Origin of the sequence: Azospirillum formosense (assembly GCF_013340925.1) — a bacterium.
Taxonomy (GTDB): domain Bacteria; phylum Pseudomonadota; class Alphaproteobacteria; order Azospirillales; family Azospirillaceae; genus Azospirillum; species Azospirillum formosense.
On record NZ_WHOR01000285.1, the window covers coordinates 1 to 7,089 of the forward strand.

Sequence of the window (7,089 nt, forward strand, 5' to 3'; positions counted from 1 at the left end):
CGGATGCCAATTCCGCGGCCAACCTGGTCTCGGTGCAGGTGACCGACGCCAACACCTCGAACGATCTGACGGTGCAGCTCAACGAGCGCAACACCAACGCGATCACGGTGAAGTCGCAGAACCTGAGCACCAGCGGCCAGGGCCTGCGTCTGGACTACGCGCAGAACGACTGGACCGACCGCGACGACATCGACAAGGCGGTCGCCAGCATCGACTACGCGAAGCAGACCCTGCGCTCGGCCTCGCAGACGCTGTCGACCAACCTGAACATCATCACGACCCGCGAAACCTTCACCAAGGAGTTCAGCGACGTGCTGGTCGAAGGCGCCAACAAGCTGACGCTGGCCGACCAGAACGAGGAAGGCGCCAGCCTGCTGATGCTGCAGACCCGTCAGCAGCTCGGCACCATCGCCCTCTCGCTGGCCAACCAGTCGCAGCAGTCGATCCTGCGTCTGTTCTAACCGGCAAGGTCCAGCCGGCGACCACAGGCCGAGGCAAGGCATTGCGCAGCAGGCGCCCCAATCGGGGCGCCTGTTTTCTTTCGGCCCACCGGCCTCCCTACCGCAGGGCGGCCTCGATCAGGGCTTGCGCGTCGGCGGACAGCTTCGCGCGCTCCGGCGCGCGGGTGTACATCATGTGGCCGCCCTCGTAGACCGTCACGGCCACCCGGTCGGCCTGCCCGTCCGGCAGTTCCAGCCGCGACGCCACCCAGCGCGACGCCATGTAGGGAGTGATCAGGTCGGTGCGCCCATGGGCGATCAGCACCCGCAGCGCGGGCTGCAAGGTCAGGGCGGCCTGGAGATCGTCCACCGCGCTGGGCTGGCCGGAGCGCGGCCATTCCCAGTCCCGGTTCACCCGGTCGCTGAGCAGGTCGAACGGCACCTCCGTCCGCACGCCAAGCCACTCGCGGGCGTAGGCGGCGAAGGCGGTGGTGTAGGTCGGCACCGTGCCCTTCAGAAAGGGATCGAAGGGAAGGCGAGCCGCCGACGGGTCGGGGTCCGCGGCGGTGAAGGTGCCGTCATAGACGCTGGCGACCCGCCCGCGCCCGCGCAGCAGCTCGCGGGCGAAGATGTCGGTGGGGACCTCCCCGCGGAAGCGGGTCACCAGCTCTTCCGGAAGGCCGGTGGTCCGCGCCACCTCGGTGAAGAAGCCCTGCGCCGCGCCGGGCCGGCGGTAGTCCAGCCCGGCCAGACCGGTGAGGTAGCCGGTGAAGGCGTAGCGCTCCGCCTCCGCCGCCGCCTGCTCCGGCGTGCCGGGAACCAGCCCGTTGGCGGAGGCGGAGGCGGCGTAGGACGGCAGCCGCAGCGCCGGCACGAGAAGCCCGCCGCCGCCGCGGATGGTGGCGAAATCGACCACCGGCGAGACCATGATCAGCCCGTTGACCGCGATTCCGGTGTCGTCGATCAGCCGGTTGGCCATCTTGGCGATGCGGAAGCCGCCATAGCTTTCCCCCACCAGAAACTTCGGCGACTCCCAGCGGCCGTTGCGGGTCAGCCAGAGCCGGACGATCTCCGCCATGGACCGGCTGTCGGCATCGACCGACCAGAAACGCTTGCCGGGGTCCTCGTCCCGCCGCGCGCCCTCCTCCTTGCCACCGTCGCGCCGCATGCCCCGGCTGTAGCCGGTGCCGACCGGATCGATGAAGACCAGATCGGTGAAGGCCAGCCAGCTGTCCGGATTGTCCAGCAGCGGGGCCGGCGGACGGGTCAGCGACCCGTCGTCGTTGAAGCCGACCACCTTCGGCCCCAGGGCCCCCAGATGCAGATAGGCCGAGGACGCTCCAGGCCCGCCGTTGAACACGAAGGCGACCGGCCGCCGGTCGCGCGGCGCCCCGTCCAGCGTGTAGGTGACGGTGAAGACGCGGGCCGCCACCTCATCGCGCGGACCGTCGCGCAGGGGCAGGAACTCCGCCACCGCCGTGTAGGCGAGCGGCCCGGAGGGCAACGGCAACTGGTGCCTGGTCTCGCTGCGCTGAGCGTCGAAGCCGCCGCCGGCCCGCTCCGCCGGCTTCGCCGCGCTCTGGTTCTGTTCGCTCCGGGCCGGTGCGTTTTGAGGCGCCGCGTCCTGGGCGGTCGCGGCCTGGAGCGGCGGCAATGCCAGCAGGGCGAGCAAAGGCAAAAGGCGGAGGCAGCGGTTCATGGCATGTCGCATGGCGCATCCCGTCGGCTGTGTCGTCACAGGCCCGCATATTGACCCACGCCCGGCGTCCGGCAAGGACGCGCCCCTCTCGGTTCGCGCCACGGTTCGCCACCCATACGCCAAAACCGCGACAATTTAACTCAACTCAGACCATTGATGCACATACGACCGTGTTTATGATGCCCAGGCTGCCACCACTTTAAGCCGAGTCACTGCGATCATGGACATGCCCACCGAGAATTTTCAGGATCTCGTCTGGAGCGACGATCTTGCGTTGGGCGTCGAGGAGATTGACGAGCAGCACAAGCATTGGATCGGCCTGGTCCAGGCGTTCCATGTCGCCGTCGCCGAAGGCCGTTCCCGCGGGGAAGTCTATCGCACGCTGGCCGATGCGGTGGTCTATACAGAGATTCACTTCTCGAGTGAGCAGAAGGTGATGGAAGAGGCCGGCTATCCCTTCCTGGCCGACCATCTCGTCCAGCATTCCCTGGCGTGGGAACAGCTGCACGCCTTCACCACGGGCCATGTGCCGGAGGAGAACATCGCCGAGTATCTGGCGACATTCCTGCCGCAATGGCTGATGCTGCACATCAATTCCGCGGACCGTCAGTTCGCCCGCTGGCTGAAGGAGCGTGACGCCGTCCCGGCGGAACTGGCCGACACCCGGCTGTCCGGCCGCGTCTTCCCCAACATCCCGGTCTGATCCCGTCCTGCTCCTGCCATAATCTGACGGCCGTCGCCGGTGGGGTGAGCTCTGCCGGCGGCAAAAGCCATGCCCGCTCGGCGGCGGTGTCTCCAAAGTCGAGCGCGCATGAAAAAAGGGGAGGTCCGAGGACCTCCCCTTTTCCACGCCATGCCGGGGATGGAACCGGCTGGCCTCAGCTGCAGCCCGTGGTGGAGCCGCAGGTGTCGCACTTCAGGCAGGTGCCGTTGCGGACAAGCGTCATGTTGCCGCACTCCCCGCACTGATCCCCCTCGTAACCGCGGGCGCGCGCCTCGCGGATGCGGTCGTAGCGCTGGTCGCTGTTGCTGCCGCCGTAGGCCGTGCCGGTGGTGCCGCCGACCGGGGCCGTGCCGCCGGCATGGACCACCGCGGCGCCAACCGCCGGGCTGGAGGCCACCGCCGCGTGGGCGGCGGACGCCGTGGCCTGGACCGCGACGCCGGTGGCGGCCAGGGCCGCCGCCGCGGAGGCCCGCTGGGTCTGCCCGCCGTTCAGGACGCGCAGGTTGTTGCGGACATAGCCGGTCGACGCGACCTTGCGGACGATGTCCGACGGCTGGACCGCTCCGGTCTCCGGCAGGTCGCCCTGCTTGTCGCCGCTGCCCACCGTGAAGGGCACCAGATCCTCCGGCGTGGCGTGCGCCAGATCGGTGCGGCCCAGGTAGGAGATGGCGATCTCGCGGAAGATGTAGTCGATGACCGAGGTCGCCATCTTGATGGTGTCGTTGCCGGTCACCATGCCCGACGGCTCGAAGCGGGTGAAGGTGAAGGCCTCCACGAACTCTTCCAGCGGCACGCCGTACTGCAGGCCGATCGACACCGCGATGGCGAAGTTGTTCATCAGCGAGCGGAAGGCGGCGCCCTCCTTGTGCATGTCGATGAAGATCTCGCCGATGCGGCCGTCCTCATACTCGCCGGTGCGCAGGTAAATCTTGTGGCCGCCGACGGTCGCCTTCTGGGTGTAGCCCTTGCGGCGGTGCGGCAGGCGCTCGCGCTCGGTGCGCTTGCGCTCGATGATGCGCTCCACGACCTTCTCGACGATGCGCTCGGACACCATCTGCGTGCGGGTGGCGTTCGCCGCCTCGACGATCTCCTCGACCGCGTCCTCCTCGTCGTCCAGCAGGGCGGCGGAGAGCGGCTGGCTCAGCTTGGAGCCGTCGCGGTACAGCGCGTTGGCCTTGATGCCCAGGCGCCAGGACAGCAGATAGGCGTCCTTGCACTCCTCGACCGTCGCCGTGTTCGGCATGTTGATGGTCTTGGAGATGGCGCCGGAGATGAAGGGCTGCGAGGCGGCCATCATGGTGATGTGCGATTCCCAGGACAGGAAGCGCTTGCCGATGCGGCCGCAGGGGTTGGCGCAGTCGAACACCGGCAGATGCTCGTCCTTCAGGAAGGGCGCACCCTCCAGCGTCATGGCGCCGCAGCAGAAGGTGTTCGCCGCCTCAAGCTCGGCCTTGGTGAAGCCGAGGGCGGTCAGCAGGTCGAAGCCCGGGGCGTCCATCTGCTCGGCGGGGATGCCCAGCGTGTCGACGATGACGTCGGCGCCGACCGTCCAGCGGTTGAAGGCGAACTTGATGTCGAAGGCGGTGGCGAGGTTGCCCTCCAGCTTCTCCAGCACCTCGGCCGGGAAGCCCTTGGCGGCCAGGGTCTCGTGGTTGACGCCCGGCGCGCCCTTCAGCGTGCCGTGGCCGACCGCGTAGCGCTCGATCGCGGCGATCTCGTCGGCGGTGTAGCCCAGCGTGCGCAGGGCCTCCGGCACCAGACGGTTGACGATCTTGAAGTAGCCGCCGCCGGCCAGCTTCTTGAACTTCACCAGCGCGAAGTCCGGCTCGATGCCCGTGGTGTCGCAATCCATGACCAGACCGATGGTGCCGGTCGGGGCGACCACCGTGGCCTGGGCGTTGCGGAAGCCGTGCTGCTCGCCCAGCTCCAGCGCCATGTCCCAGGCGCGGACGGCGGCCATCGCCAGCTCCGGCTCCGGGCACTCGTCGGCGACGAAGGGCACCGGCTTGACCGACAGGCCCTCGTAACCCTCCATCTCGCCGCAGGCGGCGCGGCGGTGGTTGCGGATGACCCGCAGCATGTGGTCGCGGTTCTGCTCATAGGCCGGGAAGGCGCCCAGCTCCTGCGCCATCTCGGCGGAGGTGGCGTAGGCGACGCCGGTCATCACCGCCGAGATGGCGGCGCAGTAGGCGCGGCCTTCCGCCGAGTCGTAGGGCAGGCCGGAGGACATCAGCAGGCCGCCGAGGTTGGCGAAGCCCAGGCCCAGCGTGCGGAACTCGTAGGACAGCTGGGCGATTTCCTTGGACGGGAACTGCGCCATCAGCACGGAGACTTCCAGCACCATGGTCCACAGGCGGCAGGCGTGCTCGAACGCCTCGACGTCGAAGGAACCGTCCTTCAGACGGAACGACATCAGGTTCAGCGAGGCGAGGTTGCAGGCCGTGTCGTCGAGGAACATGTACTCCGAGCACGGGTTCGAGGCGTTGATGCGCCCCGAGGCCGGGCAGGTGTGCCAGTCGTTGATCGTGGTGTCGAACTGCACCCCCGGATCGGCGCAGGCCCAGGCGGCGTAGCCGACCTTGTCCCACAGGTCGCGGGCGCGCAGCGTGCGGTGGACCGTGCCGTCGGTGCGGCGGATCAGCTTCCACTCGTCGTCGTTCAGGACGGCCTGGATGAAGTCGTCGGAGATGCGCACCGAGTTGTTGGAGTTCTGGCCGGCCACCGTCAGGTAGGCGTCCGAGTCCCAATCGGTGTTGTAGGTCTTGAACTCGATGCTGGTGAAGCCCTGGCCGGCGAACTGGATCACGCGCTGGACGTAGTTCTCCGGCACCTGCGCCTTGCGGGCGGCGACGATGGCCTTCTTCAGCTCCTTGTTGACCTTCGGGTCCTGGCCGTCCTGGGCGGCGGCCATGATGGCGGTCAGGTGCTGCTGGCAGATCTTCGAGCCGGTGACCAGGGCGGCGACCTTCTGCTCCTCGGTCACCTTCCAGTCGATGTAGGCCTCGATGTCCGGGTGGTCCATGTCCACCGTGACCATCTTGGCCGCACGGCGGGTGGTGCCGCCCGACTTGATGGCGCCCGCCGCGCGGTCGCCGATCTTCAGGAAGCTCATCAGCCCCGACGACTTGCCGCCGCCGGCCAGCTTCTCACCCTCGCCGCGCAGGCGGGAGAAGTTGGAGCCGGTGCCGGAGCCGTACTTGAACAGGCGCGCCTCGCGGACCCACAGGTCCATGATGCCGCCCTCGTTCACCAGATCGTCGGCGACGGACTGGATGAAGCAGGCGTGCGGCTGCGGGTGCTCGTAGGCCGAGGCGGACGAGGTCAGCAGGCCGGTCTTGAAATCGACGTAGAAGTGGCCCTGGCTCGGGCCGTCGATGCCGTAGGCCCAGTGCAGGCCGGTGTTGAACCACTGCGGGCTGTTCGGGGCCGCCATCTGGGCGGCCAGCATGAAGCGCATCTCGTCGAAGAAGGCGCGGGCGTCGGCCTCGGTGTCGAAATAGCCGCCCTTCCAGCCCCAGTAGGTCCAGGTGCCGGCCAGACGGTCGAAGACCTGCTTGGCCGACTTCTCGCCGGAGTAGCGCTTCTCCTTCGGCAGGGCCGCCAGCGCCGCCTCGTCGGCGGTCTTGCGCCACAGCCAGGACGGGACGGTGTTCTCCTCGACCGCCTTCAGGGCGACCGGAACGCCAGCCTTGCGGAAGTACTTCTGGGCCAGGATGTCGCTGGCGACCTGGCTGTAATTCTCGGGAACCTCGATGTCCGTCTGCTGGAAGACCACAGAGCCGTCAGGGTTGCGGATCTCGCTCGTCGTGCGGCGGAAGCCGAGAGCGGCGTAAGCATCCTGACCCTCTTTCGTGAAACGACGCTGGACCCGCATGTGACTCGTGCTCCCTCTGGCTGGCGAACAAAGGTGTCGCGCTCCGTGCGGCGCAGCTCGCGCTGGCTGACGAACGCAACACCCTGTATGTTGGTGCGCATCCTAGCCTCAAGCTTTGGACCAAGCAAGACCCGGCCCAAGATATTGTGTGCTTGACGCGGGGCCACCTCCTAGATATGGCGCGTCAGGTCAACGGGCCAAGCCGCCGGGGGTTCCCGGAAAAAATCCGCCACCCCCCACATCTAGTCCCGCGCCGAAAGCCTCCGGCGCCCGGTTTCCGTAAGGAATCCGTCACTTTCGCGGGGTTGCCGGGACCGCCCGACCCCAGGAGTCACGGGGGGCGAATCGGCGG

At 68.1% G+C, this 7,089-nt stretch carries 3 protein-coding genes and 1 pseudogene; 2 read left to right on the forward strand and 2 right to left on the reverse strand.

What is annotated here, in order from left to right; genetic code table 11:
- Positions 1 to 461, forward strand: a pseudogene (locus GBZ26_RS25030) (flagellin); the annotation flags it as partial.
- 97 nt (positions 462 to 558) lie between these two features.
- On the opposite strand, the gene GBZ26_RS25035 reads toward GBZ26_RS25030, so the two are convergent.
- Entirely contained in the window at positions 559 to 2,139 is a 1,581-nt protein-coding gene (locus GBZ26_RS25035) for a S10 family peptidase (RefSeq protein ID WP_246653557.1), read from the reverse strand.
- 220 nt (positions 2,140 to 2,359) lie between these two features.
- Here GBZ26_RS25035 and GBZ26_RS25040 point away from each other — a divergent pair, with 220 nt between their 5' ends.
- A complete protein-coding gene (locus GBZ26_RS25040; protein ID WP_174441162.1) occupies positions 2,360 to 2,842 on the forward strand; it encodes a bacteriohemerythrin in 483 nt (160 codons plus the stop codon).
- Between the two features lie 175 nt (positions 2,843 to 3,017).
- Here GBZ26_RS25040 and GBZ26_RS25045 read toward each other — a convergent pair whose 3' ends face one another.
- Positions 3,018 to 6,737: a vitamin B12-dependent ribonucleotide reductase gene (locus GBZ26_RS25045; protein ID WP_174441163.1), complete on the reverse strand. Its 3,720-nt coding sequence runs from the start codon at positions 6,735 to 6,737 to the stop codon at positions 3,018 to 3,020.
- Between the last annotated feature and the right edge of the window lie 352 nt (positions 6,738 to 7,089).

Excerpts from the sequence above, each read along its gene's own strand:
- GBZ26_RS25045 (WP_174441163.1), bottom strand. The coding sequence starts at position 6,737 with ATGCGGGTCCAGCGTCGTTTCACGAAAGAGGGTCAGGATGCTTACGCC.
- GBZ26_RS25035 (WP_246653557.1), bottom strand. The coding sequence starts at position 2,139 with ATGAACCGCTGCCTCCGCCTTTTGCCTTTGCTCGCCCTGCTGGCATTG.
- GBZ26_RS25040 (WP_174441162.1), top strand. The coding sequence starts at position 2,360 with ATGGACATGCCCACCGAGAATTTTCAGGATCTCGTCTGGAGCGACGAT.